This window comes from Diaphorobacter sp. MNS-0 (assembly GCF_019602835.1).
GTDB lineage: Bacteria > Pseudomonadota > Gammaproteobacteria > Burkholderiales > Burkholderiaceae_C > Diaphorobacter > Diaphorobacter nitroreducens.
Genome location: NZ_CP080761.1, coordinates 172810 through 198850, shown reverse-complemented (window position 1 = coordinate 198850; position 26041 = coordinate 172810). Strand labels below are relative to the sequence as shown.

The following is a 26041-nucleotide window of genomic DNA, read 5'->3' as shown; positions in this document are numbered from 1 at the left end:
TCTTGGCATGGCCTGCGCCGACCAGGCGCTATAGCCCCAGATTCGGCGCAAGCGCGCGCTCCACCTCGGCCAGGGGCACTCCGCTGCGCTGGGCCATGTCCTGCACCTGCGCATCGTCGATCTTGCCGACGCTGAAGTAGGTGCTCTCGGGGTGGCTGAAGTAAAAGCCGCTCACACTGGCCGCGGGCGTCATGGCGTAGCTGTCGGTAATGTCCATGTCCACGTCGGCCGTACCCAGCAATGCAAACAGCGGCTTTTTCACCCGGTGATCGGGGCATGCGGGGTAGCCCGGCGCGGGGCGGATGCCCACGTACTTCTCGGCGATCAGTTCGTCGTTGGACAGCCGCTCGCCCGCCTGGTAGCCCCACCAGTCGGTGCGCACGCGGTGGTGCAGCCATTCGGCACCGGCCTCGGCCAGGCGATCGGCCAGGGCCTTGAGGGTGATGGCGCTGTAGTCGTCGTGGTCGGCCATGAACTCGGCCACCTTGGCATCCACGCCGATGCCGGCAGTGACGGCAAACGCGCCAATGTGGTCGGCCTGCGTGGGTGCGCCACCCTCCAGGCGAGGCGCGATGAAGTCGGCCAGGCAGCGACTGGGGCGCATGCGGCCCTCGGCGTCGGGCTGCTTCTCGGCCTGCTGGCGCAGGCCGTACCAGGTGAGCACGACCTTGTCGCGCGCGGCATCGGCATACAGCTCGATGTCGTCATCGCGCACGGTGTTGGCGGGCCAGAAGCCCACCACGGCGTGGGCCGTGAGCCAGCGGCCCTCCACGATCTTCTTGAGCATGGCCTGTGCGTCGCGGAAGACGCGCGTGGCTTCCTCGCCCACCACCTCGTCCTGCAGGATGTCGGGGTACTTGCCGGCCAGGTCCCAGGTCTGGAAGTACGGCGCCCAGTCGATGAAGGGCACCAGCTCGGCCAGGTCGATGTTCTTGATCACGCGCCGGCCGATGAACTTGGGCGCCGGCGGCTGGTAATGCGCCCAGTCGATGCGCGTCTTGTTGGCGCGGCACTGCGCCAGCGGCCACACCGGCGTCTTCTTCTTGTTGGCATGCAGGTGGCGCACATGGTCGTAGTCGGCCTGCACCTCCGCCAGGTAGCTGTCCTTTTGCTCGCCCAGCAGGCTCTGCGCCACGCTCACGCTGCGCGAGGCATCGGGCACGTAGACCACGGGGCCCTGGTACTGCGGCGCGATCTTGACCGCCGTGTGCACGCGCGAGCAGGTGGCGCCGCCGATCAGCAATGGAATCTTCTTGATGCGGAAGTACTCGTCCTTGTCCATCTCGCCGGCCACGTACTGCATCTCTTCCAGGCTGGGCGTGATCAGGCCCGACAGGCCGATGATGTCCGCGCCTTCGGCCTTGGCGCGCGCCAGGATTTCATGGCAGGGCACCATCACGCCCATGTTGATGACCTCGAAGTTGTTGCACTGCAGGACGACGGTCACGATGTTCTTGCCGATGTCATGCACGTCGCCCTTCACGGTGGCGATGACGATCTTGCCCTTGCTGGACACGTCCAGGCCGGCGGCTTCCTGCTGGCGCTTTTCTTCCTCGATGTAAGGGATCAGGTGGGCCACGGCCTGCTTCATCACGCGGGCGCTCTTGACCACCTGCGGCAGGAACATCTTGCCCGCGCCGAACAGGTCGCCCACGATGTTCATGCCGTCCATCAGCGGACCTTCGATCACGTGCAGCGGGCGGCCGCCGCCTTGCACCACGATCTGCTGGTAGGCCTCCTCGGTGTCTTCGACGATGAAGTCGGTGATGCCGTGTACCAGCGCATGCGACAGGCGCTCACCCACGGTTTTCGGGTGCTCGGGCGTGCCGCGCCACTCCAGCTTCTTGCTGTCGTCCTTGGCGGCACCCTTGGCGGCCTCGGCGATCTCCAGCAGGCGTTCGGCCGCGTCGGGGCGGCGGTTCAACACCACGTCTTCCACACGCTCGCGCAGCTCGGGGTCGAGGTCGTCGTAGACGCCGACCATGCCCGCGTTGACGATGCCCATGTCCATGCCGGCCTTGATGGCGTGGTACAGGAACACGGTGTGGATCGCCTCGCGCACCGGCTCGTTGCCGCGGAAGCTGAACGACACGTTGGACACGCCGCCCGACACCTTGGCGCCCGGCAGATGCTGCTTGATCCAGCGCACGGCCTCGATGAAGTCCACGGCGTAGTTGGCGTGCTCTTCGATGCCCGTGGCGATGGCGAAGATGTTGGGGTCGAAGATGATGTCCTCGGGCGCCATGCCCACCTCGTCCACCAGGATGCGGTAGGCGCGCTCGCAGATCTCGGTCTTGCGTGCGAAGGTGTCGGCCTGGCCCTTCTCGTCGAAGGCCATGACCACGGCGGCCGCGCCGTAGCGGCGGATCAGCTTGGCTTGGCGCTTGAACTCTTCCACGCCCTCCTTCATGCTGATGGAGTTGACGATGCCCTTGCCCTGCAGGCAGCGCAGGCCGGCCTCGATGACCTCCCACTTGGAGCTGTCCACCATCACCGGCACCCGGGCGATGTCGGGCTCGGAGGCAATGAGGTTCAGGAAGCGCACCATCGCGGCCTTGCTGTCCAGCATGGCCTCGTCCATGTTCACGTCGATGATCTGCGCGCCGTTTTCCACCTGCTGACGCGCCACCGACAGTGCCTGCTCGTACTGGTCGTTCAGGATCATGCGCGCGAACGCCTTGGAGCCGGTGACGTTGGTGCGCTCGCCCACGTTGACGAACAAGCTCCCCTCGCCGATGAACACGGGCTCCAGCCCCGACAGGCGCATGGGCGGCACGGCGTGCGAAGGGACGGAAGATGCGGGGGCGGACGACGGCATGGGGCTCACCTGGATAACAAGAACAGACACATCAGGTGAGCGCCGTTGGTACACGCACGGCTGCATGCCGCGGTGGGCCCGAGCCTGACGCCGCCACGCGCGAGCCGCCTGTGCGGCCCCGGCCGGCGGGCGCTGCAGCGCTCCTCGGGAAAGCGTCGAATTCTACGCGGCCCACCTTTGGGGGGCAGGCATATGGATATACCCCCGCGTGCACTGTGCGCCCAGAACGTGGCCCCTACACGGGCGGTGGTTGGTTCAAGCAAAAACAGACCGCAAGCCAGCCACAGCAAGCGCTAAAAGCTATCAAGCAAGGAGCATCAGCCCTGCTCCCGTAACAGTCGCAGCTTGCGGTACAGCGTGCGCGTGCTGACCCCCAGGGCGCGCGCCAATTCGCGACGCGACGCGGCCCCCCCCGCCAGCGCTGCGCGCAGGGCCTCGGATTCGATGTCACGCAGGGTGGCATGGTCGGGCTGCTGCGCAGCGCGGGCCGGCGCCGCCGCGGGCGCATCGAACGAGAGCGCGCGCTCGATCGTATGGGCGGTCACCACCGCGCCGTCGGTCAGCAGCGCGGCACGTTCCAGCACGTTGCGCAGCTCGCGTACGTTGCCGGGGAAGGGGTGCCGCGCCAGCCGGCGCAGCGCCGCGGGCGCAAGCACCAGGCCCCGCCCCCCGGCCACGCGCTGCAGGAGCGATTCCGCCAGCAGCGGAATGTCCTGCGGGCGTTCGCGCAGCGCGGGCAGCTGGATGGGAAAGGTGCTCAGGCGGTAGTACAGGTCCTGGCGAAACCGGCCCTCGCGCACCATGGCGCGCAGGTCGCGGTGGGTGGCCGCCACCAGTCGGATGTCCGCGCGGCGCAGCTCGGTGTGGCCCACGCGGCGGTAGGTGCCGCTTTCCAGCAAACGCAGCAGCTTGACCTGCATGGTGAGCGGGATGTCGCCCACCTCGTCCAGGAACAGCGTGCCGCCGTGCGCCGCCTCCACCAGGCCGGCGCGTGCGGCATGGGCGCCGGTGAAGGCGCCACGCTCGTGGCCGAACAGTTCGCTCTCGAACAGCGTCTCGGGCAGGCTGGCGCAGTCCACCACCACCAGCGGCCGCCCCGCGCGGGGGCTGGCCTCGTGCACGGCGCGCGCGGCCAGCTCCTTGCCCGTGCCCGACTCGCCCAGCAGCAGCACGCTGGCCTGCGACGGGCCCACGCGCGCGATCAGCTCCAGCACGGCCTGGAACGCGGGCGCGCGCCCGATCATGCCCGGCGCGCCCGGCTGCCCCTGGGCAATGCGCAGCGGCTCCATCTTCTCCAGAAAGTACTGGGGCTGGCCCGCCTCGTCGCGCAGCGGCACCAGTTCGATCTGCACGTATTCCTCACCCGCCGGGGTGTGGTGCAGGTGCAGCACGCGCTCACGCTGACCGCTGAAGAGCGAGCGCGCCAGCGGGCAAGTCTCGCCCGCCTGGTCGCACGGCACGGGTGAATGGTGCGAGACCGCATGGCAGGTGCGCCCCACCACCGGCGCGCCCTGGCCGAACTGGCGACGGTAGGCGCCGTTGGCGGCCACGATGCGGTAGCCGCGGTCGAACAGGATGTGCGGCTCGGGCAGCCCCTCCAGCCAGGAGGCAAGCAGCGCGGTCTGCGCCACCTGCGCCGGGGTGGGAGAAAGATCAGGAGTGTCGGCCATGGTGACATATGGTGTCACAAATGGCATGCATTGGCAGTGTTTCTGCCGTCCACCATGGCAGCGCTGACTCCTTGGGTGGATGTAAGCCTTTGTTCCACATGGAGATTTCGCACGCAGTGCCGCGCAGCCAGGCTGGCACGGCTCTTGAGTCAGGACAAGCAAGCGCGCGGTCCTTTGGCCGCGCCCATCGTGAAGGAATCGCCATGACTGCCCTGCCCGCCTCGTGCACCTGCGCTGCGCCCGACGCAGAACGCCGCACCCTGATCCACGCCACGGCCGCCGCCGGGGGTCTGGCCGCCGTCGGCGCGGCCGTGCCCCTGGTCAGCAGCCTGGCGCCCAGCGAACGCGCACGCTCCCTGGGCGCAGCCGTGGAGGTGGACATCGCCGGCTTGCCGCCGGGCGGCATGCTCACGGTGGAGTGGCGCGGCAAACCCGTCTGGATCGTGCGGCGCACGCCGGAGATGCTGCAGTCGCTGCAGGGGCTGGAGGCACAGTTGGCCGACCCCGCATCGGCCAAGGACCAGCAGCCCGACTACGCGCGCAATACCCACCGCTCCATCCAGCCGGAGGTCTTCGTGGCCATCGGCATCTGCACGCACCTGGGCTGCTCGCCCACGGCCGTGGCCCCGGGCGCGCCGCAGTCCGGCCTGGGCGCGGGCTGGCCCGGGGGCTTCTTCTGCCCCTGCCATGGCTCCACGTTCGACAACGCGGGACGCGTGTACCGCAACAAGCCCGCACCGACGAACCTGGAGGTGCCGCCGCACCGCTTCCTGAGCGCCACGCGGCTGCTGATCGGCGAGGACAGCGCCAGCGCCTGATCGACCGCCCTTCGCCCAAGACCATCACAACCACGCCCCTTCCATGCCCGCCCCGCAGACCCAGCCCCCCGCTGCCGAACGCGACGTCTACGTCGACCTGTACGAAGCCAAGAAGAAGATCTACCCGCGCGCCATCGGCGGCGTGTTCACGCGCTGGCGCTGGGCACTGGTGCTGCTCACCCAGGGGGTGTTCTACGGCCTGCCCTGGTGGCAGTGGGGCGAACGGCAGATGGTGCTGTTCGACCTGGGCGCGCGGCGCTTTTACCTGTTCGGCCTGGTGCTGTACCCGCAGGACTTCATCTACCTCACCGGCCTGCTCATCATGTCGGCGCTGTCGCTGTTCCTGTTCACGGCGGTGGCGGGGCGGCTGTGGTGCGGCTTCGCCTGCCCGCAGACGGTGTACACCGAGCTGTTCCTGTGGCTGGAGCGCCTGACCGAAGGCGACCGCAGCGCGCGCATGCGCCTGGACAAGGGCCCGTGGACCTTCGAGAAGCTGTGGCGCAAGACGCTCAAGCAGCTCGCCTGGGTGACGGTGGCGCTATGGACCGGATTCACGTTCGTGGGCTACTTCGTGCCCATCCGCCAACTGGGCGGCGAACTGCTGGCGCTGCACGGCACCTGGCAGATCTTCTGGGTGGGTTTCTACAGCTTCGCCACCTATGGCTTTGCGGGCTACATGCGCGAGCAGGTGTGCAAGTACATGTGCCCGTATGCACGCTTTCAGAGCGCGATGTTCGACAAGGACACGCTGATCGTCACTTACGACACCCAGCGCGGCGAGCCGCGCGCCGCGCGCAGCAAGAAGGTGGACGCCAAGGCCGCCGGCCTGGGCGACTGCATCGACTGCTCGCTGTGCGTGCAGGTGTGCCCCACGGGCATCGACATCCGCAAGGGCCTGCAGTACGAGTGCATTGGCTGCGGCATGTGCGTGGACGCCTGCAACACCGTGATGGACAAGGTGCAGTACCCGCGCGGGTTGATCCGCTACGCCACGCAAAACGGCATGCAAAACCGCTGGAGCAGCGCACAGATGCTGCGCCGCGTGCTGCGCCCGCGCGTGCTGTTCTACAGCGCCGTGCTGCTGGCGCTGTGCACGGCCATGCTGGCCAGCCTGGTCACGCGCGCGCCGCTGAAGGTGGATGTGGTGCGCGACCGCGCCGCGCTCTCGCGCGTGGTGGCGGGTGGGCAACTGGAGAACATCTACCGCGTGCAGGTCATGAATGCCACCGAGCAGCCCCAGCGCTACCGCATCACGGCCAGCGGCCTGCAGGGGCTGCAGGTGGCCTCGGAGCCCGAAGTGGAGATCGGCCCCGCCGAGTCGCGCTGGGTGGCGGTGCGGCTGCAGGTGCCCTATGGCGCCGCGCCCGCCGGTTCGCACACCGTGCACCTGGACGTACAGGCGCTGGGCGACCGGGCGCAGGTGTCGGAAAAGACCGTGTTCCTCGTGCCGCGGTAGGCGCCGCCGCAGATTACAAGCCAAAAGAGCTTCCAGCGCCCTTCTATCAAGCGCTGGAAGCTCCTTATTTCATAGCAACCCGCTATCAATCCATGCGGATGTTGCGCTCCTTGATCAGCGCGCCCCAGCGGGCCAGCTCCTTGTCCAGGTGCGTGGCCAGCTGCTGCGGCGTGGTACCGATGGGCTCGGCGCCGATGGTCTCGAACTTGGCCACGGTATCGGGCTGCTTCATGGCGTCGATCAGCGCGGCGTTGATTTTGTTCACGATGGCCGCCGGCGTGCCCGCGGGCGCGAACACGGCGAACCAGGGCGAGACCTCGTAGCCCGGCACGCCGGCCTCGGCGATGGTGGGGACGCCCGGCAGCGTGGCCGATCGCTTGGCGCTGGTCACGCCCAGCGCGCGCAGCTTGCCCGACAGGATGTGCGGGCGCGCCGAGGTGATGCTGTCGAACATCAGGTCCACCTGGCCGCCCAGCATGTCGGTCACGGCCGGGCCGCTGCCCTTGTAGGGCACGTGCAGCAGGTTCAGCCCGGCCATGGAGGCGAACACCTCGCCCGCCAGGTGAATGGAGGTGCCGTTGCCGGCCGAGGCATAGGTGAGCTTGCCGGGGTCGCGCTTGGCATGGGCGATCACGTCGGCCACGGACTTGTCGGTCGTCTTGGCGGTGTTCACCACCAGCACGTTGGGCACGATGGCCAGCAGGCTGATGGGCGCGAAGTCCTTCACCGGGTCGTAGCTCAGGCGCGGGTACAGCGCCTTGTTGGTGGCCATGCCGATGGACGTGATCATGATGGTGTAGCCATCGGCCGGTGACTTGGCCACGGCGTCGGCGCCGATGTTGCCGCCCGCGCCGGGGCGGTTCTCGATCACGAAGGGCTGGCCCAGCGTGCGGCCGGCCTTCTCGCCCAGCGTGCGGGCAATCACGTCCATGGCGCCGCCCGGAGGGAAGGGCACGACCCACTTGATGGGCTTGGAAGGCCAGTTGGCGTCGGGCTGCGCCATGGCGGCAGCGGGCAGCAGGCCGGCGGCGGCCAGGGTGCAGGCGCCCAGCAGGGCAATGCGGCGGGAGAAAGTCATGGTGTGTCTACCTCAGGTCCAGGATGTCAGGCGGCGGCCACGCGGTCCATGCGTGCCTCGGGGCGCTGCTCGTCGGCCGACAGGGCCTTTTGCAGCACGAAGTCAAAGCGCACGCGGGTGAACGGCGCGCTGATGCCCAGCGATTCATAGCCGGCGGCGGGCGTGCCCGGCTCCAGCGTGACCACCAGGCCGTCGCGCGTGGCGAAGGCGAAGTCGTCGTCCAGGAAGCTGTCGCCCGGAATGTTGACCTGCGTGGTCAGCGTGCGCAGGCCGTCTGCCACCACCAGGAAGTGGATGTGCGCGGGTCGGTTGCCATGGCGGCCCAGGGCGTCGAACAGTTCGGCCGTGGGGCTGCCCGGCGGGATGGCGTAGCCCGGCGGGATGAAGCTGCGAAAGCGATAGCTGCCGTCCGCGCCCGTGCGGATCTTGCGGCGCAGGTGGTAGGGCGCCTGGTCGGGGTCGAAGTGCGAGTAGCGGCCCAGCTCGTTGGCGTGCCACACGTCCATCAGCGCGCCGGCCACAGGCTGGCCGTCGGTGTCGAGCACGCGGCCTTCCATCACCACCACCTCGCCGCGCGGCGGCTCCTCGCCCTCGTCCAGGCGCACCTCGCGCTCGGACAGCGGCGCGCCGGCCACGAACAACGGGCCCTCGATGGCGCGCGGCGTGCCCGCGGCGCGCTGGGCGCGCTCGTCGGCCTCGTCCATGCGGATGTCGATCAAGCGGTCAAAGCCCAGGCCGGCGGTGATCAGGCCCGTCTGGCCGCTGGCGCCCAGGCGCGTGAGCCAGCTCACGCCGGCCCAGAACTCGTCGGGCGTCACGTCCAGGTCTTCGATGGTGCGGAACAGGTCCGTGACGATGCGCTGCGTGATCTGGCGCACGCGGGCATTGCCCTCGGCCACGTGCACGGTGTTGACGATGTCCAGCAACTGCTGGGCGGTGTATTCGGCCATGTCTCTCTCCTGTGGGATGGAATGTGGGGTGTCGGGGGCCGTGCGTCAGCCGGCGGCGCCGTCCTGCACGATGGCTGAAGGGTGGTTCGCCAGCGGCGTCACGTGGATGTCCATGTAGGGGAACAGCGGCAGCTGCGACAGCAGCTGGTGCAGCTCGTCGTTGGACTGCACGTCGAACACGCTGTAGTTGGCGTACTCGCCCACCACGCGCCAGATGTGGCGCCAGCGGCCGTCACGCTGCAGGTCTTGCGAGTACTTCTTCTCGCGGGCCTTGATTTCGTCGGCCTGCGCGGCGGGCAGGTCGTGGGGAATCTTCACATCCATGCGAACGAGGAACAGCATCTGGGTTTCTCCTGGCAAAAAAAGGGGGTCAGGCGGGCTGCGCGCTGGCGCGGCCCAGGTCCACGTGCACGGGCGTGAGGCCCTGGCGTGCACGGTCGAAGCGGTCGAGCCGCTCGGGCACCACGGTGAGGCCGAAGCCCGGCCCGTCGGGCAACTGCAGCGCGAAGTCGGAAAGGACCATCTGCTGCTCCACGATGTCGTCCACCAGCAGCTGCGGGCCGAACAGCTCGCAGTTGTGGTGCGTGCCGCCCAGCGTCGCAAACACATGGGCCGAGGCGGCGCTGCCGACGGAGGTCTCCAGCATCGTGCCGCCGTACCAGCCGATGTCGGCGGCGCGCGCCACGTCGGCCACGGCGCGCGTGCGCAGCAGGCCGCCGTGCTTGGCGATCTTGAGCGAGAACACATGGCAGGCGTTATGGCGCGCCAGGCGCATCGCGTCCTGCGGCGTGCAGACGGTCTCGTCGGCCATCACCAGCGCGGTGTGGGGCAGCGTGGCGGTGAGCTGGCGCAGCGCCTCCTCGTTCCACTGGGCCACGGGCTGCTCGATCAGGCCCACGCCGGCATCGATCATCTCGGGCAGGTAGCGGCGCGCGGCGGCGCCGTCCCAGGCCTGGTTCACGTCCACCGTCATGCTGGCGCGGCCGTCCAGCGCGCGGGCGATGCGTGCCACGTGCGCCACGTCGTCCTGCGGCGCGCGCGCGCCGATCTTCAGCTTGAAGATGCGGTGGCGGCGCGCGGTCAGCATCTTCTCGGCCTCCTCGATGTCCTTGGCGGAGTCGCCGCTGGCCAGCGTCCACGCTAGGGGCAGGCTCTCGCGCTGCTTGCCGCCCAGCAGTTGCCACACGGGCAGGCCCAGGCTGCGCGCCACGGCGTCGATGGCGGCCTGCTCCACGGCGCTCTTGGCAAAGCGGTTGCCCTTGCAGGCCAGATCCATGCGCTGCAGCAACTGCTCAAAGCGGCCCGCGTCCTGGCCGATCACGGCAGGCGCGAGGTAGCTGTCGATGGCATGCCGGATGCTCTCGGGCGATTCCTCGTTCCACGAGGGGCCGCCGATGGTCGCGGCCTCGCCGAAGCCGCTGGCGCCATCGCTCAGCCACAGCTGCACGATCACGGGGCTCTGGCGCTGGATGGCGCCGAACGAGAGCTTGTGCGGGCGGATCGTGGGGATGTCCAGGATGCGTGCCTGGATGCGTTCGATGCGCGGCACGGAAGCGGAAGGAGAAGTCGTCATGGAAAGCGGGCCGTGGCGGAAAAAAGCGTTACGGGCCATGACCTTAGCGCTGCCCTCGGGGCGAATCCAATGAGATATATTGCAGTTTTTGTTCGACGCTATCGAACAGTCACAGGTTTTAGGGTTAACCCTTAGAACGGATTGCACCCATGGAACTGCGCCAGTTGCGGTACTTCTTGAGCGTGGCCGAAACCGAGCACCTCACCCGCTCGGCGGATGCGCTATTCGTCACGCAGTCCACGCTCTCGCATGGCCTGCGCCAGCTGGAGGCCGAGCTGGGCGTGCCGCTCTTTGACCGCCTGGGGCGCGGGCTGCGCCTGTCCCAGGCGGGCCACGCCTTTCGCGACCACGCGGCGCGCGCGCTGCAGGAGCTGGAAGCCGGGCGGCAGGCCGTGGCCGACATGAGCGCGCTGCAGACCGGCACGCTCCAGGTGGGCGTGATCCCCACCTTTCTTACGCGCTTCGTGCCCGACGCGGTGGCCGCCTTCAGCGCGCGCTACCCGGGCGTACAGCTCACCGTGCGCGACCTGCGCAGCGGCCAGATCGAGGAACTGCTGATCGCCGGCCGGCTGGATCTCGGCATCGCCTTCCATCCGGCCAGCCGCGAGGAGATCGAGGCCGAGCCGCTGTTCGAGGAACGCATGCACCTGGTGGTGCACCAGGGCCACCCGCTGGCGCGCAGGCAGCGCCTGCGGCTGGCCGAGCTGGCGGGCGTGCCGCTGGCGCTGCTGCCGGCCAGCTTCGCCACGCGCCGGTTGATCGACGCGGCCTTCGCCCAGGCGGGCGTGACGCCGCTGGTGCGCGTGGAGATGGAGTCGGTGGATGCGCTGCTGCAGGCCTGCCGCAGCGGGCCGCTGGCCACCATCGCCGCCGAGCACGCGGCCCTGCACGCGGGCCCCGACATGCGCGCCGCCGTGCTCACCGAGCCGCGCACCGTGCGCCGCGCCGGCCTGCTGTGGCGCCGCGGCGCCTCGCGCAGCGCCGCGGCGCGCGAGTTCGTGGCGCTATTGCGGCCCGCCATCGCACGCACCGCTGCTCCGCCTTCCCTGCAGGGCAGTGTTGCACAGCAAGAGTAAAAAATGGCTCTAGCGCTTACCAGTCAAGCGCAAGCAGCTATGAACTAAGGAGCGCCTACCGCTACCCCGGCTGGCGCGGCAGCAGGCACGGCCTGGGCCGATGCGGGCAGGCCGAAGATGCGGTCGAACGCCCAATTGAAGGCGTAGGTGTAGACAAGGAAAAACAGCAGCAGGCCGGCCTCCATCACCGTGGCCTGCCACAGGCTCACGCCGAACCACCAGGCCATCAGTGGGATGAGGACCAACGCCAGACCGCCCTCGAAGCCTACGGCGTGCACCACGCGCCGCAGTACGGAGCGGCCCTTGACGCGCTGGCGCGCCTCCCAGCGCTCGAACAGGGCGTTGAAGGTCACGTTCCAGGCGATGGCCAGAGCGGACGCGACGACGGCCATCACCCCCGAAGCGCCCGCGCCCTGGCCAATGGCCATGAAGAGCAGGCTGGAGACGATGATCGCGATGATTTCGTAGAGGGTGACAAAGACCACCCGGCGCTTCGGCCCCTGCAGGCCGACCGCATGTGTTGTTGCACTCATGCGGCGCAGTATAGGGAGTGAAATCTGAAGGAAAAAGTCATCTTCTTTCAGAAATATTGATAGATTGGCGCATGGCCTTCACTTCCGACAACGTCCTCGTGTTCCTGGCCGTGCTGGACCGCGGCTCGTTCTCCGCCGCGGCGCGGGCGCTGTCGCGCGTGCCCTCGGCCGTGAGCATGGCCATCGCCCAGCTGGAAGCCGAGCTGGACATGCCCCTCTTCGACCGCAGCGGCCGCGAGCCGCGCCCCACGGCGGCCGCGCGTGCGCTGGAGCCGCAGGCACGCGCGCTGGCGGCGCAGCTGCAGCAGCTCAACACCCAGGCGCTGGCGCTGACCCAGGGGCTGGAGGAACGCCTGACCCTGGCCATTGCACCCGAGCTGCTGGCCGCGCGCTGGCACGGCCCGCTGGCCACGCTGGCGCAGGACTACCCGCTGCTGCAGGTGGAGGTGCTGGCCGCGCCCCAGGCCGATGCGCTGGCCCTGCTGCATGCCGGGCGCGCCCAGCTCGCGCTGGTGTTCGAGCGCCCCAGTCTGGACGGGCGGGAAGACTTCCAGGAGGTGGGCAGCGAAACCCTGGTGGCCGTCATCGCGCCGCAACATCCGCTGCTGGCGCCGCGCGCGGCGGGTGCGGGCCCTGCAGGCCTGCGCGAGGAACACCTGGCCGGCACGCGCCAGATCGTCGTGGCCGGGCGCGACCTGGGGCAGACCGATGCGCGCTTCGTCTACGCGCGCCACCATTGGCGCACCGACAGCCACTTGGCCGCGCTGGGCTTGATCGAGGCAGGCCTGGGCTGGGGCTGGCAGCCGCGCGCGCTGGTGGCGCCGCGCATCGCCGCCGGCACGCTGGTGGAACTGCCCCTGGAGAATCTGAGCAACGGCGCCCAGTTGTGGGTGGACGTGGTCTGGTCGCGCGAGCGCCCGCTGGGCCTGGGCGCACGCCGCTTCGTAGAGTTGATGGCGCGCCAGCGGCCCGGCAGCAGCCCGGCGCCACAATAGCCAGGCACTGACCATCTTGAGGAGCGTTCATGCCCACCTACCTGCCACCCTTTGACATCGCCGACGACGCGCTGGCCAAGCAATGGCGCCAGTGGCAGCCCAAGGACTTCGCCCCGAACGGGGGCAACGGCAAGAACGACAAGAACGGCAAGCACGCCGACAAGGACAACGGCGCGCTGCACCTGAAGGACTACGACCCTGGCGCCAAGCCTTTTTCCTGCGGCGACAAGGCACTGGACAAGGCCCGCGTGGAGGAGCTGGCGCTGGAGCTGGACGCGCTGCAGGACCTGCTGTACGCCGACCGCCGCTACAAGCTGCTGGTGGTGCTGCAGGGCATGGACACCGCCGGCAAGGACGGCACCGTGCGCGGCGTGTTCGGCCGCATGAGCGCCCTGGGCGTGCATGCCGTGGGCTGGAAGGCGCCCACCGAGCTGGAGCGCGCGCACGACTACCTGTGGCGCATCCACCGCCAGGTGCCCGGCGCGGGCGAACTCACCGTGTTCAACCGCAGCCATTACGAGGACGTGCTGGTGCCCGTGGTGAACGGATGGATCACGCCCGAGCAGCAGCGCCAGCGCTATGCGCACATCAACGACTTCGAGCGGCTGCTGGCCGAAACGGGCACGGTGGTCATGAAGTTCATGCTGCACATCAGCAAGGACGAGCAGCGCCAGCGCCTGCAGGAGCGCCTGGACGACCCCACCAAACACTGGAAGTTCGACATGGGCGACATCCAGGTGCGCGAGCAGTGGGACGCCTACCAGCGCGCCTATGAGGCGTTCCTGCCCGCGACGCACACCCCGTGGGCGCCGTGGACCATCGTGCCCGCCGACTCCAAGACGCACCGCAATCTGATGATCGCCAGCGTGCTGCGCGGCGTGCTGCAGCGGTTGGAACTGCGCTACCCACCGGGCGACCCCGCGCTGGAAAATTTCACAGTCAAATAGGGCTCTAGCGCTTGCGCGGCAAGCGCCAACAGCTCCTTTTAAAGGAGCAAATTTCACCAAGACGCGGGCATGGCAAGGTTATGCATCGAATGCATTAGATGGAAACATGGCGGCGTTGGACAGCCCTGGGCGACAGGCATAAAGTGCTTCGCTTGGTAGACATTCCCCAAGGAATTCCGCATGTCCAACACCCCCAACCCACCCCTTCCCACCCACGCGCTGCCGTCCTATCTGGACCCCAACCACCTCGGCCCCTGGGGGGTGTATCTGCAGCAAATCGACCGCGTCACCCCTTACCTGGGCAGCCTGGCGCGCTGGGTGGAGACGCTGAAGCGCCCCAAGCGTGCGCTGATCGTGGATGTGCCCATTGAGCTGGACAACGGCACCATCGCCCACTTCGAGGGCTACCGCGTGCAGCACAACGTCAGCCGAGGCCCGGGCAAGGGCGGTGTGCGCTTTCACCAGGACGTGACCCTGTCCGAAGTCATGGCCCTGTCGGCCTGGATGAGCATCAAGAACGCGGCCGTGAACGTGCCCTACGGTGGCGCCAAGGGCGGCATCCGCGTCGACCCCAAGACCCTGTCGAAGGCCGAGCTGGAGCGCCTGACGCGCCGCTACACCAGCGAGATCGGCATCATCATCGGCCCCTCCAAGGACATTCCCGCGCCGGACGTGAACACCAACGCCCAGGTCATGGCCTGGATGATGGACACCTATTCCATGAACGTGGGCACCACCGCCACCGGCGTGGTCACGGGCAAGCCCGTGGACCTGGGTGGCTCGCTGGGCCGCGTGGAGGCCACGGGCCGCGGCGTGTTCACCGTGGGCGTGGAGGCCGCGCGCCTGACCGGCATGGCCATCGAGGGTGCGCGCGTGGCCGTGCAGGGCTTTGGCAACGTGGGTGGCACGGCCGGCAAGCTGTTTGCCGAGGCCGGCGCCAAGGTGGTGGCGGTGCAGGACCACACCGGCAGCATCCACAACGACAAGGGTCTGGACGTGCCGGCGCTGCTGGCGCACGTGCAGCGAACCGGCGGCGTGGGCGGATTCGCCGGCGCCGAGCCCATGGCCAACGACGCCTTCTGGGGCGTGGCCTGCGACATCCTGATCCCCGCAGCGCTGGAGAGCCAGATCACCAAGGACAACGCGGGACGGATCCAGGCCAAGATGGTGATCGAGGGCGCCAACGGCCCCACCACCCCCGAGGCCGACGACATCCTCAACGACAAGGGCGTACTGGTGCTGCCCGACGTGATCTCCAACGCCGGCGGCGTGACGGTCAGCTACTTCGAGTGGGTGCAGGACTTCTCCAGCTTCTTCTGGACCGAGGACGAGATCAACGCCCGCCTGGTGCGCATCATGAAAGAGGCCTTCGCGGGCGTGTGGCAGGTGGCGCAGGAGAACAAAGTCACGCTGCGCACGGCGACCTTCATCGTGGCCTGCAAGCGCATCCTGCATGCACGCGAGATGCGCGGCCTGTACCCCTGAAACGGCCCGCTCCGTGCGCAAGGCGGCCTGCGGGCCGCCTTTTTCTTTGCCTGCCCTTCCGGCCCCGGCGCACGCGCATACGGGACATCGCGGATGGCGCGCGCGCACCCCATTTTTATAATCGGCCGTGCAGACTGCCCTTGGCGGCCTGTATGCGCCCTTTTGTTCGGGCAGGCCGCAGTCCCTGTGGCCACCTGCAATCCCGAACCGTCTGCCGGGCGCGTCATCGCGCTGGCCATTCCTGCGATGGCCAGTTTCATCGCTCTCCCTGCTGCCTGCGGCAGCGCCACGCCCATGCCTTCCCCGAGAGGGAGCGGCAGGGCGTTTCATCACACAAGGAGTCTCCCCAGGATGCGCATGTCCCAATGCCTGCCTCTCAGTTTTGCCACCCTCGCCGCCATCGCCCTGCCGGCCGCCCTCGCCCTGCCGGCCGCCGCGCAGTCGCAAGTGACCATCAGCGGCTATCTGGACACCGGCGTCTTTCGTGACTACGACAAGACCCGCAAGCTGGGGACGATCCAGCGCAGCCATCTGGCGGTGGCCGGCACGGAAGACCTGGGCGGTGGCCTCAAGGCCACCTTCCGCCTGAGCACACGCTTCGAGCTGGACACGGGGCAGTCCGAAGGGGCGGGCAGCAAGCCCTTCTGGCATGACGAATCCACCGTGGGCCTGCAAGGCGGCTGGGGCCAGTTGCGCCTGGGCCGCGCCCTCAGCGCGATGTGGAGCCAGGAATGGAAGTTCGACGCCTTCTCCAACTTCAACCGCATTGCCTCCACCGCCTGGCACATGGCCCACTACTACACGCCCACCGACCGCGCCAGCAACAACGGGGCCGCGGAGTACGGGCGCATGACCAACGGCATCTACTACGACTCGCCCACCTGGGACGGCTTCTCGTTCAATGCCAGCGCCTCGACCGAGCGCACCCAGGCACCCGGCCGCGACGGGCGCGGCGGCTCGGTGGCACTGAACTACGACCAGGGCCCGGTGGCCGCCATGGTGGGCTACGAGCGCAACGGCAGCGGTGACAAGGACCTGTTCCTGGGCGGCCTCTACCGCCTGGGCGCCGCCACGCTGATGATGGCCTACGACCACAGCCGCGCGGGGAGCAGCCCCGCTACGTCGCGCATGGTGTCGGTGGGCGGCAGCTACGCCCTGGGTGTCACCACGCTGCGCGCCAGCTACGGTCGCCAGCGGCTGAACGACGGGGTAACCCACCACATGGCGTCACTGGGGGCGGAGTACAACCTGTCCAAGCGCACCATGCTCTACGCGAGCCTGGGGCACCAGCGCTACGAACACAACCCCTCGCGCACGGCGTTCGGCGTGGGCGTGGCCCACGCCTTCTGACGCTGCCTCAGAGCACGCGCTGCGCGCGCAGCGCCTGCAGCTGCGCGGCATCCAGCCCCAGCCGCTCGCGCAGCACCTCGTCGGTGTGCTGACCCAGTGCGGGCGGGGCATAGCGCAGGGTGACGGGCGTATCGGACAAGCGCAGCGGGCTGGCGGTGGTCACCACGCGGTTGACCACCTCGCCGGCCGGCGGCTGGGCGCCGGGGTAGCGCTGCTGCTCCACGCGCAGTCCGCGTGCGCGCACCTGCGCATCGTCGAACGCCTGGCCGACGTGGTTGATCGGGCCGCAGGGCACGGCCTTGTCCTCCAACAGCGCGATCCAGGCGGCCGTGGGCCGCGTGCGCGTGAGGGCGGCCATCAGAGGGATCAGCGTCTCACGGTGGGTCACCCGGCCGGCGTTGGTGGCAAAGCGTTCGTCGCCGGCCCAGTCGGTACCCGCCGCTTCGCAAAAGCGTGCGAACTGCCCGTCGTTGCCGATGGCCAGCAGCATGTTGCCGTCCTGCGTGGGAAAGTCCTGGTAGGGCACGACGCTGGGGTGGGTGTTGCCCTGGCGCTTCGGAATGTTGCCGGCGTTGAGGAAGCCCGCACCCTGGTTGGCCAGCACCGCCATGGCCACGTCCAGCAACGCCATGTCGATGTGCTGGCCGCGTCCCGTGCGGTGGCGCGCCTCCAGCGCGCCCAGGATGGCGGTGGTGGCATACATGCCGGTGAACAGGTCGATCACGGCCACGCCCACGCGCATCGGGCCGCCGCCAGGCTCGCCATCGGCATGGCCGGTGATGCTCATCAGGCCGCTCATGGCCTGGATCAGCAGGTCGTAGCCGGCCCGTGGCGCATACGGCCCGGTGTGGCCGAAGCCGGTGACCGAGCAGTAGATCAGGCGCGGGTTCAGGGCCGACAGGCTTTCGTAGTCCAGCCCGTAGCGCTTGAGGCCGCCGGTCTTGAAGTTCTCCACCACCACATCGCTTTGCTGGGCCAGCTCGCGGATCAGCCGCTGCCCCTCGGGCGTGGCCATGTCCACGGTCACTGAGCGCTTGTTACGGTTGCAGGCCGCAAAGTAGCACGCGTGCTTGCTCGGCTGGCCGTCGGCGTCGGGAAAGAAGGGCGGGCCCCAGTGGCGCGTGTCGTCCCCCTCGCCGGGCTTCTCGATCTTGATCACGTCGGCACCCATGTCGGCCAGGTTCTGGGTGCACCAGGGGCCGGCCAGCACGCGCGAGAGGTCGAGCACGCGCAGATGGCTGAGCGCACCGGCACGTTCGGTGCCCGTGGAAGAGGAGATGTGAGGTGTGGTCATGGACAGCGGTGTTTGCCGAGCGGAAAAGGCATGGTACGGCGCATCCCTGCACGCCGGCTTTGCATTTGTGAAAGCTGGCGTTCACATGCCCGCCCGGGCCGCTGGCGCTTTCTACAATGCCGGCCATGGCCATGCATTTCGATCTTGTGGATCTGCGCCTGATGGTGCACATCGCCGACGCCAACAGCATGACGCGCGGCGCGGAACTCTCCTTCATCTCCCTGCCGGCGGCCAGCACGCGTATCAAGAACCTGGAAGAAAGCATCGGCACCAAGCTGCTGTACCGCACCAGCCAGGGCGTGACGCTCACGCCGCCGGGCCAGGCCTTCGTGTCCCACGCGCGCATGGTGCTCGGGCAGATCGAACACCTGCGCGGCGACATGCAGGAATACGTGCGCGGCATCAAGGGCCATGTGCGCGTGTTCGCCAACACCACCTCTCTGGGCGAATTCCTGCCGCCGGTGCTGCGGCACTTCCTGCGCCGCAACCCCGACGTGAACATCGACCTGCGTGAGCGCCTGTCGCACGACATCGTGCGCGCCGTGACCGAGGGGCAGACCGACATCGGCATCGTTGCCGGCCTGGTGCGTACCGAGAACCTGGAGACCCTGCCCTACCGCCGCGACCGGCTGGTGTTGGTGGTCCCCAAGGGCCATGCCCTCGACGGCGAGATGCAGATCGACTTTGCCGACACGCTGGAGCTGGACTACGTGGGGCTGCACGAATCCAGCGCCATCCATGCCTTCCTGCGCCACGCCAGCGACCAGCTGCACCGCCCGATCAAGCTGCGCATCCAGGTCGGCAACTTCGAAACCGCCTGCCGCATGATCGAGGCCGGCGTGGGCGTGGGCGTGCTGCCCGAGTCCGCCGCCAGCCGCCATGCGCAGGCCATGGACATCGCCATCGTGCCGCTGTCGGACGCCTGGTCGGTGCGCGAGATGCAGATCTGCGTGCGCAGCATGGAGGCCCTGCCCAGCTTTGCGCAGGAACTGGTGGACCTGCTGGTGGCCGATGCGCAGGGGCGGCTGCAGCTGGAGTGACCGCCGCAGCCGCTGCGGCCCGCGCGATCTTTGAGTGAAATTGGCCTCTAGCCCTTGCTATACAAGCGCTAGCAGCTCACTTTTTTGAATCAAGCGTGGTCGGCGCCAGCCAGTACTTGAAGGTGCCGTGTGCGGTGGCCACGAGCTGGCCGTCCTCGTCCAGCAGCTGGCCCGCGCAACTGCACAGGCTGCGCGTGGCATGCACCACCCAGCCTTCGGCCAGCAGCGCGCCGCGCCCCGGGCGGTGAAAGCGGCTGCTCATCTCCACCGTCACCGCGGTCTGCGAGGGCGCCTCGGGCAGCTCGCCTGCGGCGCGCGACATCACGGAATCCAGCAGCGCCATGACCACGCCGCCATGCGCAGCGGGTAACTGGTTGAGCAGTTCCTCGCGCAGGTGCGGCAGGCGCACCTGCACTTTGCCCGGCGGCGCCGGCACCTGCGCGGCGCCGATCAGGCGCATGAAGGCGCTGCGGTCCACCAGCGGCGGAGCCCCGCTCATGCGGCGCGCGCCTCACGCACCATGTTGCGCGCGATGATGATCTGCTGGATCTGCGTCGTGCCCTCGTACAGGCGGAACAGGCGCACGTCGCGGTAAAAGCGCTCGATGCCGTACTCGGCCATGTAGCCTGCGCCGCCCAGGATCTGCACCGCGCGGTCGGCCACGCGGCCGCACATCTCGGTGGCAAACATCTTGGCGCACGAGGCCTCGGTGGAGACGTTGTGCCCGTCGTCGCGGCGGCGCGCGGCGTCAATGGTCATGCATTCGGCGGCGTACAGCTCGGCCTGGCTGTCGGCCAGCATGGCCTGCACCAGCTGGAAGTCGCAGATGGGCTGGCCGAACTGCTTGCGCTCCAGGGCATATGCGAGGGCGTCGCGCAGGATGCGCTGGGCCACGCCCACCGCCACCGCGGCGATGTGGATGCGGCCCTTTTCCAGCACCTTCATGGCGGTCTTGAAGCCGCGGCCCTCCTGCAAGCCGATGAGGTTGGCCGCCGGCACCTTGACGTTGTCGAAGATCACGTCGCAGGTGTGGGCGCCGCGCTGGCCCATCTTTTTGTCGTACTTGCCAAAGCTGATGCCGGGCGTCTTGGCGTCCACGATGAACGAGGACACGCCGCCCGCGCCCTTGTCGGCCGGGTTGGTGCGTGCCATGAGCGTGAACATGCCGGCGTGCGGCGCATTGGTGATGTAGCGCTTGGTGCCGTTGACGATGTAGTGGTCGCCGTCCTTGATGGCCGTGGTGCGCAGCGATGCGGCGTCCGATCCCGCCTCGGGTTCGGTCAGCGCGAACGAGGCGATGACCTCACCGGTGGCCAGCTTGGGCAGCCACTGGGCCTGCTGCTCGGGCGTGCCATCCATCAGGATGCCCTGCGAGCCGATGCCCACGGTGGTGCCGATGATCGAGCGGAAGGCCGGCGCCGTCTGGCACAGCTCGAACAGTACGCGGCATTCCTCCTCCATCGTCAGCTCCAGGCCGCCGAACTTCTCGGGAATGGTCATGCCGAACAGGCCCAGCTCGCGCATCTCCTGCACGATGGACTCGGGAATTTCATCGGTCTCGGCCACTTCGTTCTCGGCCGGCACCAGGCGTTCTCGCACAAAGCGGCGCACGCTGTCGAGCAGGGCTTCCAGGATGTCTGGGTCGCGGATCATGAGGGTTCTTTCTTCGGTATGCGGGTTCAGAGGGTGTCGGCGGTGCCGAGCACGGCGGTGGACTGGCTGGACAGCGTGCCGCCGTTGCCATGCACCACGGCGGTGTCATGACGCGATAGCTGGCGCGCGCCGGCCTCGCCACGCAGCTGGCGCACGGCCTCGATCAGCGCAAAGATGCCGTACATGCCCGGGTGCACGCACGACAGGCCGCCGCCGTTGGTGTTCACGGCCAGGCGCCCGCCGGGCGCGATGCCGCCGTTCTGCACGAAGGCACCGCCCTCGCCCTTGGCACAGAAGCCCAGGTCTTCCAGGAACAGCAGGGTGTTGATGGTGAAGGCGTCGTACACCTGGGCCATGTCCATGTCTTTGGCCTGCAAACCCGCCATCGCGAAGGCCTGGGCGCCCGACTGCGCTGCCGCGGTGGTCGTCAGGTCGGGCATGCAGGAGATCTGGCGGTTCCAGATCGCGGTGGCATTGCCCAGCACATAGACGGGCGGATTGGGCAGGTCGCGCGCGCGCTCGGCGCGGGTGAGCACGAGGGCGCCGCCACCGTCCGTCACCAGGCAGCAGTCGCGCACGGTGAGCGGGCTGGCGATCGGCCGGGCCGCCAGCACATCCTCGATGGTGAGCGGGTCGCGCATGAACGCCTCGGGGTTCTGCTGCGCCCAGGCGCGTGCGGCCACGGCCACCTCGGCCAGTTGTTCGCGCGTGGTGCCGAATTCGTGCATGTGGCGCGCGGCGGCCAGCGCATAGGCGGACACGGGCAGCACCGGCTCATAGGGAAATTCGTACGGTTGCGGGTCCAGGAAGCGGCGTGCGGCCACGCTTTCCTTGCGCCCGAAGGTGGCCGAGCGCTGCGCGCTGCCGTAGCACACCAGCACGGCCTTGCACTGCCCGGCCTCCAGCGCGCGGATGGCGGGCAGCAGGTGGGCGATGAAGCTGGAGCCACCGATCATCGTGCCGTCCACATAGGTCGGATTGATGCCGAGGTGTTCGATCACCGGCATGGTCCACATGCTGGCGTTCACACTGCAGGTGGCCAGGCCGTCGATGTCCTGCATGGTCAGGCCCGCGTCGGCCACGGCCGCGTGCGCCGCGCGCACCAGCAGCGTCATGTCGTCCATGCCGGGCGCCTCGCCACAGCCGTAGGTGGCAGCGCCGACGATGGCTGCGCGGCCGCGCAGCGGGCGGTTCACGGCGGCGGCGTCCAGGGGGGATTGCGGAACGCGGCTCATGCGGCACCCCCTTGCGCTGCGGGCTGGAACAGCACCAGGCCACGCCCGTCCTTCTGCGCCACGCGGGCCTGCACCCGCTGGCCGATGCGCACGTCTTCGGGCGCCACGCCCTCCACGCGGCTCATCATGCGCACGCCTTCATCCAGATCGATCAGCGCGACGTTGTAGTTGCCCCCCGCGTCCGCCTTGCGTGCGATGGTGGTGGCGGAATACACGGTGCCCAGGCCGCTGGCGCGCACCCAGCGCAGCGGGCTGGCGCCGCAATGCGGGCACAGCTCGCGCGGCGTGAATACGTGGTTCTTGCACTGCGGGCAGTGCTGCAGGCAGAAGCGGCCGGCATCCAGCTCGGCCTGGTAGTGGGTCTGTGCGCTCAGGTGCATGGGATTCTTCGAGTCTTCGGAGTACGAGGCACAGCATGCCCCGGCCACCGCATCACTTCAATTCGACAATCTGAAAGGGCGTCTTCGCCGCGGCATCACCCCGGCGTGATCCCCGCCGTCTTGATGACCTTGGCCCACTTGTCCAGCTCGCCGCGCAGGCGCTGGCGCATCTGCTCCTGCGTGCCGGGGTCGGCCTCGGCGCCGGCGTCCAGCAGGCGCTGGCGCACGGCTGGGTCTTTCATCGCGGTGTTGAAGTCGGCGTTGATCTTGTCCAGCACGGCCTGGGGCGTCTTGGCGGGCGCGAACAGCGCGGCCCACGAATACGCCTCATAGCCGGGCAGGCCCGATTCCACGCCCGTGGGCACGTCGGGCAGCATGGCCGAGCGCTGGCGGCTGGCCACGCCCAGCACCTTCACGCGGCCGCTCTTGATGTGCTGCAGCGCCGTGGGTGCGTCGCTGAACATGAGCTGCACCTGGCCGCCCAGCAGGTCGTTCATCGCGGGGGCGCTGCCCTTGTAGGGAATGTGCTGCAGCTTGGTCCCCGCCTCCATGTTGAACAGCTCGCCCGCCAGGTGCGTGCCGCCCCCGTTGCCCGACGAGCCATAGGCCAGCGGCGTGCCCTTCTTGGCCAGCGCGATCAGCTCCTGGATGGTGTTGGCCGGCACCGAGGGGTGCGCCACGATGAACACGGGGAACATGGCCGCAAAGCTGATGGGCGCGAAGTCCTTCTCGATGTCGTAGGGCAGCTTGCCCATCAACGATGGGTTGACCGAGTGGTGGATGGCACCCACGAAGAGGCCGTAACCGTCGGGTGCCTCCTTGGCGGCGGCCGTGGCGCCCACCACGCCGCCCGCGCCGGCGCGGTTGTCGATGACGGTGGGCGTCTTCCAGATCTCGGACAGCCTGTGGCTGAAGACGCGGGCGGTGGTGTCCACCGGGCCGCCGGGCGGGAACGGCACGATGAAGCGCACGGGCTTGCTGGGCCAGGGGTCGGCCGCGAGCGCCGCCAGCGGATGGGCGGCGGCAAGCAGGCTGCCGGCGATGAAGTTGCGGCGGGAGGGGGTGGAATGCATGGTGTGTCTCTTATCGTTCAGGTGGTCAGGCCCAAGGCCTGGTCTTTCAGGGTGCGCTTGAGCACCTTGCCATTGGTATTGGTGGGCAGTTCGCTCAGGGCGACGATGTGGGACGGGCGCTTGTAGGGCGCGAGCAGCTCGCGCAAATGGGACTGCATGGCATCGGCATCCAGCGCGGCGCCGGGGCGCAACTCCACAAAGGCCACGATCTCCTCGTTGCCGTCCTCCACCGTGCGGCCCACCACGGCCGAGCGCTGCACGCTGGGGTGGGTGTTGAGCGCGGTTTCCACCTCGGCGGGGTAGACGTTGAAGCCCGAGCGGATGATCATTTCCTTCAGACGCCCCACGACGAACAGCGCGCCGTCGGCATGCATCTCGCCCAGGTCGCCGCTGGCGTACCAGCCACCTTCGCGCATCACCGCGGCCGTGGCCGCGGGGTCGCGGAAGTAGCCGGGCATCAGCCCCCGGCCGCGGATCCACAGCTCGCCGCGCTCGCCCAGCGGCAGCGGCTCGCCCGTGGCCGGGTCGCTCACGCGCACCTCGGCCTCGGCCACGGCGTAGCCGGCACTGGTGTCGGGCCGCTGCTCGCCCAGGCGCGTGAGGTGCACCGAGCCTGCGTATTCCGACAGGCCGTAGCCGTGGTGCAGCGCCTGGCCGAAGGCGGCCTCCACGCGCTGCTTCAGCGCCAGGTCGAGCGGGCCCGCTCCGGTGTAGAGGTAGCGTAGCGCTGGCGCCTCGGGCCGCTGGATGCCGCGCTCCTGCAAGTGCGCCAGCAGGCGCGAGAACAGCGCGGGCGGCCCCTGCAGCTGCGACACGCCATGGTGGGCCAGCGCATCCAGCAGGTCGTCGGGATCGAACTGCGGACGCATCACGAGCTGCGCACCGGCCAGCAGCGAGCTGATCAGCACCGTGCCCAGACCGAAGATGTGGGTCATGGGCACAAAGGCGTAGCTGCGGTCCTGCGGACCCAGCGCACGCGATGCCCCCGACACGCGCGCAAAGTGGATCAGCGCATCGTGCGTGAGCATCACGCCCTTGGGCTGGCCCGTGGTGCCCGAGGTGAAGATCAGCGAGGCGACCGTATCGCGCAGCGCACCTGCCTCGGGCTGCGCGTCCTGGAGAACCGCGCCGTGCTGCATGCCCGGCAGCGCGGAATCGACCGCCGCGAAGCGCTGGGCATGCGCGGCGGCGCTGCGCGATGCCGCAGCCGTGAAGAACACCACGCGCGCATCGGCCTTGCCGACGAAGGCGTCGATCTCGGCCGGTGCCATGCGTGCGTTCACGCCGCAGGACCAGGCGCCCACGCGGCTGCAGGCCAGGATCAGCGCAGCATGCTCGGGGCAGTTCTCGGCCACCACCAGCACGCGGTCGCCAGGGCGCACATCCAGGGCCCGCAGTTCGGCCTCGGCCGTGTCGGTGAGCGCGCCCAGGTCGGCAAAACTCAGGCTGCGGCCGTCCGGCAGATGAATGAAGGGCCGCGCGGGCGCCTCGGCCAGCCAGCGGTCCAGCAGGTGATGGATGCGCTCTGCCATCTCAATCCACGGTGATGCCCTGGGTCACCGTGGCCCACATGGCGCGCTCCTGGGCGCCGCGCTCGGCCAGCTTCTGCGGCGCGCCGGTCCACTCGTCGTAGCCCAGTTCCTTGTACCGCTTCTTCAGATCGGGTTGCTGCAACGCGGCATTGACGGCCTTGTTGAGCTTGGCCACCAGCTCGGGCGACATGCCCTTGGGGCCATAGACGCCGTACCAACCACCCACGTCGAAGCCCTTGAGGCCGTCGATGCCCGACTCGGCGAACGTGGGCACGTCCGGCAGCGAGGCATTGCGCTGCGGCGAGGTGACGGCAATGGCGCGCACCTTGCCGCTGTGGATGTAGGCGCTGGCGGTGCTGATGATGTCCAGCATCATGTTGAGCTGGCCGCCGATCACGTCCGTCATCGCCGGGGCGTTGCCCTTGTAGGGGATGTGGTTCATGTCGATGCCGCTGCGCTTGGCGAACAGCAGCGCGCCCAGATGGTTGGAGCCGCCCACACCGGCCGAGCCGTAGGCGAGCTTGCCCGGATTGGACTTGGCGTAGGAGACCAGTTCCCGCACGCTCTTGTAGGGCTCGTTGTTGTTGACCACCAGCACGTTGTAGTAGCTCAGGATGGGCGCCACGGGCGTCAGGTCCTTGGCCGGGTCGAACGGCATCTTGGTCATCACATTGGGGCTGATGGTGATGGTGGGGCTGGCGGCAAACCACAGCGTCATGCCATCGGGCTTGGAGCGCACGACCTCGCTGCCGGCAATGGTGGCGTTGGCGCCGGTCTTGTTCTCCACCATGACGGGCATGCCCAGTTCTTTGGACAGGGCCGGTGCGAACAGGCGCGCACCCTGGTCCACGGGGCCGCCCGCGGCATAGCCCACGATGAGGCGCACGGGCTGGCCGTCCTGCGCGGCGGCAGGCAGAGCGAAGGCGAAAGGCGCCAGGGCCAGGGCGGCCGTGGCGAGACGACGGGAAGCGGGCATGGTGTGTCTCCTGATGTTGTAGGTAACGCGGGCACCGCTGGGGCGGAGGGCCAGCGCGTTGGCTGCAATGGTGCGGCCCGGTGCGCACGCTGGGAATCTGCTTTTGCCA

23 protein-coding genes and 1 riboswitch are annotated in these 26041 nt (G+C 68.7%); of the genes, 8 read left to right on the top strand and 15 right to left on the bottom strand.

The window, feature by feature from the left end; all coding sequences use genetic code 11:
- Window positions 1–28 precede the first annotated feature (28 nt).
- Window positions 29–2818: a methionine synthase gene (gene metH / locus K2L43_RS00855; protein WP_172734526.1), complete on the bottom strand. Its 2790-nt coding sequence runs from the start codon at window positions 2816–2818 to the stop codon at window positions 29–31.
- Window positions 2819–2848: 30 nt separating this feature from the next.
- A riboswitch (S-adenosyl-L-homocysteine riboswitch) is annotated at window positions 2849–2970 on the bottom strand.
- A 165-nt stretch (window positions 2971–3135) separates the two neighbouring features.
- Window positions 3136–4488, bottom strand: a complete 1353-nt coding sequence (locus K2L43_RS00850) for a sigma-54-dependent Fis family transcriptional regulator (protein WP_220638309.1) — start codon at window positions 4486–4488, stop codon at window positions 3136–3138.
- Window positions 4489–4691: 203 nt separating this feature from the next.
- Here K2L43_RS00850 and petA point away from each other — a divergent pair, with 203 nt between their 5' ends.
- Together petA and ccoG are read left to right on the top strand one after the other, a co-directional pair.
- Window positions 4692–5306: a ubiquinol-cytochrome c reductase iron-sulfur subunit gene (gene petA / locus K2L43_RS00845; RefSeq protein WP_011803614.1), complete on the top strand. Its 615-nt coding sequence runs from the start codon at window positions 4692–4694 to the stop codon at window positions 5304–5306.
- A 43-nt stretch (window positions 5307–5349) separates the two neighbouring features.
- The gene (ccoG, locus tag K2L43_RS00840) at window positions 5350–6762 is read left to right on the top strand and encodes a cytochrome c oxidase accessory protein CcoG (protein ID WP_220638308.1); all 1413 of its coding nucleotides are present in this window, start codon (window positions 5350–5352) and stop codon (window positions 6760–6762) included.
- Window positions 6763–6847: 85 nt separating this feature from the next.
- On the opposite strand, the gene K2L43_RS00835 is transcribed toward ccoG, so the two are convergent.
- The 4 genes from K2L43_RS00835 to K2L43_RS00820 are packed head-to-tail and all read right to left on the bottom strand — an operon-like array spanning window position 6848 to window position 10363.
- A complete protein-coding gene (locus K2L43_RS00835) occupies window positions 6848–7840 on the bottom strand; it encodes a tripartite tricarboxylate transporter substrate binding protein (RefSeq protein ID WP_011803612.1) in 993 nt (330 codons plus the stop codon).
- A 26-nt stretch (window positions 7841–7866) separates the two neighbouring features.
- Window positions 7867–8790, bottom strand: a complete 924-nt coding sequence (locus tag K2L43_RS00830) for a dioxygenase (protein ID WP_220638307.1) — start codon at window positions 8788–8790, stop codon at window positions 7867–7869.
- A 45-nt stretch (window positions 8791–8835) separates the two neighbouring features.
- Window positions 8836–9132, bottom strand: a complete 297-nt coding sequence (gene catC / locus K2L43_RS00825) for a muconolactone Delta-isomerase (RefSeq protein WP_220638306.1) — start codon at window positions 9130–9132, stop codon at window positions 8836–8838.
- A gap of 28 nt (window positions 9133–9160) precedes the next feature.
- Window positions 9161–10363, bottom strand: coding sequence for a muconate/chloromuconate family cycloisomerase (locus tag K2L43_RS00820; protein ID WP_220638305.1), 1203 nt, complete (start codon window positions 10361–10363; stop codon window positions 9161–9163).
- A 149-nt stretch (window positions 10364–10512) separates the two neighbouring features.
- Here K2L43_RS00820 and cynR point away from each other — a divergent pair, with 149 nt between their 5' ends.
- Window positions 10513–11439: a transcriptional regulator CynR gene (cynR, locus tag K2L43_RS00815; protein WP_220638304.1), complete on the top strand. Its 927-nt coding sequence runs from the start codon at window positions 10513–10515 to the stop codon at window positions 11437–11439.
- A 44-nt stretch (window positions 11440–11483) separates the two neighbouring features.
- Here the strand turns inward: cynR and K2L43_RS00810 are convergent, their stop codons facing one another.
- A complete protein-coding gene (locus K2L43_RS00810; protein WP_220638303.1) occupies window positions 11484–11972 on the bottom strand; it encodes a PACE efflux transporter in 489 nt (162 codons plus the stop codon).
- A 71-nt stretch (window positions 11973–12043) separates the two neighbouring features.
- Between K2L43_RS00810 and K2L43_RS00805 the strand changes: the two genes are divergently transcribed.
- The 4 genes from K2L43_RS00805 (at window position 12044) to K2L43_RS00790 (ending at window position 16749) form a co-directional block, all read left to right on the top strand.
- Window positions 12044–12967: a LysR family transcriptional regulator gene (locus K2L43_RS00805; protein WP_012655259.1), complete on the top strand. Its 924-nt coding sequence runs from the start codon at window positions 12044–12046 to the stop codon at window positions 12965–12967.
- A 29-nt stretch (window positions 12968–12996) separates the two neighbouring features.
- Window positions 12997–13914 (top strand): PPK2 family polyphosphate kinase, encoded by a 918-nt coding sequence (locus K2L43_RS00800; protein ID WP_011803605.1) that lies wholly within the window; start codon window positions 12997–12999, stop codon window positions 13912–13914.
- A gap of 180 nt (window positions 13915–14094) precedes the next feature.
- A complete protein-coding gene (locus tag K2L43_RS00795) occupies window positions 14095–15399 on the top strand; it encodes a Glu/Leu/Phe/Val dehydrogenase (RefSeq protein ID WP_011803604.1) in 1305 nt (434 codons plus the stop codon).
- A 351-nt stretch (window positions 15400–15750) separates the two neighbouring features.
- Window positions 15751–16749, top strand: a complete 999-nt coding sequence (locus K2L43_RS00790; RefSeq protein WP_220638302.1) for a porin — start codon at window positions 15751–15753, stop codon at window positions 16747–16749.
- A gap of 7 nt (window positions 16750–16756) precedes the next feature.
- Here the strand turns inward: K2L43_RS00790 and K2L43_RS00785 are convergent, their stop codons facing one another.
- The gene (locus tag K2L43_RS00785; protein WP_220638301.1) at window positions 16757–18043 is read right to left on the bottom strand and encodes a CaiB/BaiF CoA-transferase family protein; all 1287 of its coding nucleotides are present in this window, start codon (window positions 18041–18043) and stop codon (window positions 16757–16759) included.
- Window positions 18044–18168: 125 nt separating this feature from the next.
- Between K2L43_RS00785 and K2L43_RS00780 the strand changes: the two genes are divergently transcribed.
- Window positions 18169–19083, top strand: a complete 915-nt coding sequence (locus tag K2L43_RS00780; protein ID WP_041838923.1) for a LysR substrate-binding domain-containing protein — start codon at window positions 18169–18171, stop codon at window positions 19081–19083.
- A 76-nt stretch (window positions 19084–19159) separates the two neighbouring features.
- Here the strand turns inward: K2L43_RS00780 and K2L43_RS00775 are convergent, their stop codons facing one another.
- The 7 genes from K2L43_RS00775 to K2L43_RS00745 all read right to left on the bottom strand — a co-directional run bounded on the left by K2L43_RS00775 (window position 19160) and on the right by K2L43_RS00745 (window position 25932).
- A complete protein-coding gene (locus K2L43_RS00775) occupies window positions 19160–19582 on the bottom strand; it encodes a PaaI family thioesterase (RefSeq protein ID WP_011803600.1) in 423 nt (140 codons plus the stop codon).
- A complete protein-coding gene (locus tag K2L43_RS00770; RefSeq protein ID WP_012655252.1) occupies window positions 19579–20736 on the bottom strand; it encodes an acyl-CoA dehydrogenase family protein in 1158 nt (385 codons plus the stop codon). The genes K2L43_RS00775 and K2L43_RS00770 overlap by 4 nt, the downstream gene beginning before the upstream one ends.
- Before the next feature lie 26 nt (window positions 20737–20762).
- Window positions 20763–21971: a thiolase gene (locus tag K2L43_RS00765; RefSeq protein ID WP_047350168.1), complete on the bottom strand. Its 1209-nt coding sequence runs from the start codon at window positions 21969–21971 to the stop codon at window positions 20763–20765.
- Window positions 21968–22351, bottom strand: coding sequence for a Zn-ribbon domain-containing OB-fold protein (locus K2L43_RS00760; RefSeq protein WP_012655250.1), 384 nt, complete (start codon window positions 22349–22351; stop codon window positions 21968–21970). The genes K2L43_RS00765 and K2L43_RS00760 overlap by 4 nt, the downstream gene beginning before the upstream one ends.
- Window positions 22352–22446: 95 nt before the next feature.
- Window positions 22447–23424 (bottom strand): tripartite tricarboxylate transporter substrate binding protein, encoded by a 978-nt coding sequence (locus tag K2L43_RS00755; protein ID WP_047350167.1) that lies wholly within the window; start codon window positions 23422–23424, stop codon window positions 22447–22449.
- Between the two features lie 17 nt (window positions 23425–23441).
- Window positions 23442–24956 (bottom strand): class I adenylate-forming enzyme family protein, encoded by a 1515-nt coding sequence (locus tag K2L43_RS00750; protein ID WP_220638300.1) that lies wholly within the window; start codon window positions 24954–24956, stop codon window positions 23442–23444.
- A gap of 1 nt (window position 24957) precedes the next feature.
- On the bottom strand, window positions 24958–25932 hold the full coding sequence (locus K2L43_RS00745) for a tripartite tricarboxylate transporter substrate binding protein (protein WP_220638299.1): 975 nt from the start codon (window positions 25930–25932) through the stop codon (window positions 24958–24960).
- Window positions 25933–26041 lie beyond the last annotated feature (109 nt).

Coding starts and splice junctions, on each gene's coding strand:
- metH (WP_172734526.1), bottom strand. CDS start 2,818: ATGCCGTCGTCCGCCCCCGCATCTTCCGTCCCTTCGCACGCCGTGCCG.
- K2L43_RS00850 (WP_220638309.1), bottom strand. CDS start 4,488: ATGGCCGACACTCCTGATCTTTCTCCCACCCCGGCGCAGGTGGCGCAG.
- petA (WP_011803614.1), top strand. CDS start 4,692: ATGACTGCCCTGCCCGCCTCGTGCACCTGCGCTGCGCCCGACGCAGAA.
- ccoG (WP_220638308.1), top strand. CDS start 5,350: ATGCCCGCCCCGCAGACCCAGCCCCCCGCTGCCGAACGCGACGTCTAC.
- K2L43_RS00835 (WP_011803612.1), bottom strand. CDS start 7,840: ATGACTTTCTCCCGCCGCATTGCCCTGCTGGGCGCCTGCACCCTGGCC.
- K2L43_RS00830 (WP_220638307.1), bottom strand. CDS start 8,790: ATGGCCGAATACACCGCCCAGCAGTTGCTGGACATCGTCAACACCGTG.
- catC (WP_220638306.1), bottom strand. CDS start 9,132: ATGCTGTTCCTCGTTCGCATGGATGTGAAGATTCCCCACGACCTGCCC.
- K2L43_RS00820 (WP_220638305.1), bottom strand. CDS start 10,363: ATGACGACTTCTCCTTCCGCTTCCGTGCCGCGCATCGAACGCATCCAG.
- cynR (WP_220638304.1), top strand. CDS start 10,513: ATGGAACTGCGCCAGTTGCGGTACTTCTTGAGCGTGGCCGAAACCGAG.
- K2L43_RS00810 (WP_220638303.1), bottom strand. CDS start 11,972: ATGAGTGCAACAACACATGCGGTCGGCCTGCAGGGGCCGAAGCGCCGG.
- K2L43_RS00805 (WP_012655259.1), top strand. CDS start 12,044: ATGGCCTTCACTTCCGACAACGTCCTCGTGTTCCTGGCCGTGCTGGAC.
- K2L43_RS00800 (WP_011803605.1), top strand. CDS start 12,997: ATGCCCACCTACCTGCCACCCTTTGACATCGCCGACGACGCGCTGGCC.
- K2L43_RS00795 (WP_011803604.1), top strand. CDS start 14,095: ATGTCCAACACCCCCAACCCACCCCTTCCCACCCACGCGCTGCCGTCC.
- K2L43_RS00790 (WP_220638302.1), top strand. CDS start 15,751: ATGCGCATGTCCCAATGCCTGCCTCTCAGTTTTGCCACCCTCGCCGCC.
- K2L43_RS00785 (WP_220638301.1), bottom strand. CDS start 18,043: ATGACCACACCTCACATCTCCTCTTCCACGGGCACCGAACGTGCCGGT.
- K2L43_RS00780 (WP_041838923.1), top strand. CDS start 18,169: ATGGCCATGCATTTCGATCTTGTGGATCTGCGCCTGATGGTGCACATC.
- K2L43_RS00775 (WP_011803600.1), bottom strand. CDS start 19,582: ATGAGCGGGGCTCCGCCGCTGGTGGACCGCAGCGCCTTCATGCGCCTG.
- K2L43_RS00770 (WP_012655252.1), bottom strand. CDS start 20,736: ATGATCCGCGACCCAGACATCCTGGAAGCCCTGCTCGACAGCGTGCGC.
- K2L43_RS00765 (WP_047350168.1), bottom strand. CDS start 21,971: ATGAGCCGCGTTCCGCAATCCCCCCTGGACGCCGCCGCCGTGAACCGC.
- K2L43_RS00760 (WP_012655250.1), bottom strand. CDS start 22,351: ATGCACCTGAGCGCACAGACCCACTACCAGGCCGAGCTGGATGCCGGC.
- K2L43_RS00755 (WP_047350167.1), bottom strand. CDS start 23,424: ATGCATTCCACCCCCTCCCGCCGCAACTTCATCGCCGGCAGCCTGCTT.
- K2L43_RS00750 (WP_220638300.1), bottom strand. CDS start 24,956: ATGGCAGAGCGCATCCATCACCTGCTGGACCGCTGGCTGGCCGAGGCG.
- K2L43_RS00745 (WP_220638299.1), bottom strand. CDS start 25,932: ATGCCCGCTTCCCGTCGTCTCGCCACGGCCGCCCTGGCCCTGGCGCCT.